This is a genomic window from Streptomyces sp. WAC05292 (assembly GCF_003949955.1).
Taxonomy (GTDB): domain Bacteria; phylum Actinomycetota; class Actinomycetes; order Streptomycetales; family Streptomycetaceae; genus Streptomyces; species Streptomyces globosus.
Genome location: NZ_RPSE01000689.1, coordinates 1 through 1,622, shown reverse-complemented (window position 1 = coordinate 1,622; position 1,622 = coordinate 1). Strand labels below are relative to the sequence as shown.

Sequence of the window (1,622 nt, the reverse complement as noted above, 5' to 3'; positions counted from 1 at the left end):
GCGGCACCGGCGGCGGGAGCGGCGGCACCGCGCGCGGCACCGCCCCGGGCGGCCCGTCCGCGGACCCGCGCCGGGACCGCATCCGCCCGGTCGTCTGCGTCGAGACCGTCGACGAGCACATCGACGAGGCCGACTGGCAGCGCCTCACCGCCGAACTGCGCACCCTCGCCTGCGCGCACGCACCGACCACCGGCCTCGACGAGTTCCTTCACCACCCCGGTTTCCCCGTCGACATCCGGCACAACGCCAAGATCGGCCGCGAGGAGCTCGCCCGCTGGGCCGAACGCCGCCTCACCCCTCCCACCCCCCTGACGCCCCGCCGGCGCGCCGCACGGATCGTCCCGCTCGCCGGGTGGGCGTACCTCGTCGGCGGAGCCGTATGGGCAGCAGCCGTCGGCGTGCCCGAAGCACGCCTGCCCCGCCTGCTGTGGTGGGCGGACGCCGTGCTCAGCACCGCCGGGCACGCCGTCCAGATCCCGCTGGCCCTGCCCCGGGCCCGCACAGCCGGCATCGGCCGCCCCGCCGCCGTCGGCCTGACCATGCTCTACGGGGCGACCTGGTGGCGGCAGCTGTGAAAATCCTGATCACCGGCGCCACCGGCTTCCTCGGCGGCCACCTCGCAGACGCCTGCCTGCGCTCCGGCCACGGCGTACGCGCCCTCGTCCGCCCCGGCAGCGACACCGACCGGCTGCGCGCCCTGCCCGGAGTCGAACTCGTCACCGGCGACCTCACCCGCCCCGACTCGCTCCGGCGCGCCGCCGACGGCTGCGAAGCCGTCCTGCACAGCGCCGCCCGCGCCGTCGACCACGGCACCCGCGCCCAGTTCACCGAAGCCAACGTCACCGGCACGCTCCGGCTGGTGGACGCCGCCCGCGCCGCCGGCGCACGCCGGTTCGTGTTCGTCTCCAGCCCGAGCGCCCTGATGCACCTGCGGGAGGGGGACCGGCTCGGCATCGACGAGACCACCCCCTACCCCACCCGCTGGTTCAACGACTACTGCGCGACCAAGGCCGTCGCCGAACAGCACGTCCTCGCCGCCGACACCGCCGGCTTCACCACCTGCGCCCTGCGGCCCCGCGGCATCTGGGGGCCGCGCGACCACGCCGGGTTCCTGCCCCGCCTCATGGGCGCCCTGCACGCGGGACGCCTCCCGGACCTGTCGGGCGGAAAGCGCGTCCTGGTCTCCCTCTGCCACGTCGACAACGCGGTCGACGCCTGCCTGCGCGCCGCCGTGTCCGCGCCGGCGGAACGCATCGGCGGGCGCGCGTACTTCGTCGCGGACGCGGAGACGACCGACCTCTGGCCGTTCCTCGCCGACGTCGCCGCCCGCCTCGGCTGCCCACCGCCCGCACCCCGCATCCCGCTGCCCGCGGGCCGGGCACTCGCCGCGGCCGTCGAGACGGCGTGGCGGCTGCGCCCGGACGCCGCGGCCCGGGCCCGGACGAGCCCGCCGCTGAGCCGGTACATGATGGCCCTGCTGACCCGTTCCACCACGTACGACACGACGGCTGCCCGCCGCGACCTCGGCTACAGCCCCGTCCGCACCCAGGAGGACGGCCTGCGCGACCTGATCCGCTGGGTCGCCTCGCAAGGCGGCGTCGCGTCCTGGACCGCCCCCCGCC

Annotated in this window: 1 protein-coding gene and 1 pseudogene; both read left to right on the top strand. The window is 76.9% G+C overall.

What is annotated here, in order from left to right; genetic code table 11:
* Window positions 1-575, top strand: a pseudogene (locus EF903_RS35690) (hypothetical protein); the annotation flags it as partial.
* On the top strand, window positions 560-1,622 hold a 1,063-nt coding region (locus EF903_RS32395; protein ID WP_260616225.1), incomplete at its 3' end, for an NAD(P)-dependent oxidoreductase. The pseudogene EF903_RS35690 and the gene EF903_RS32395, both read left to right, overlap by 16 nt.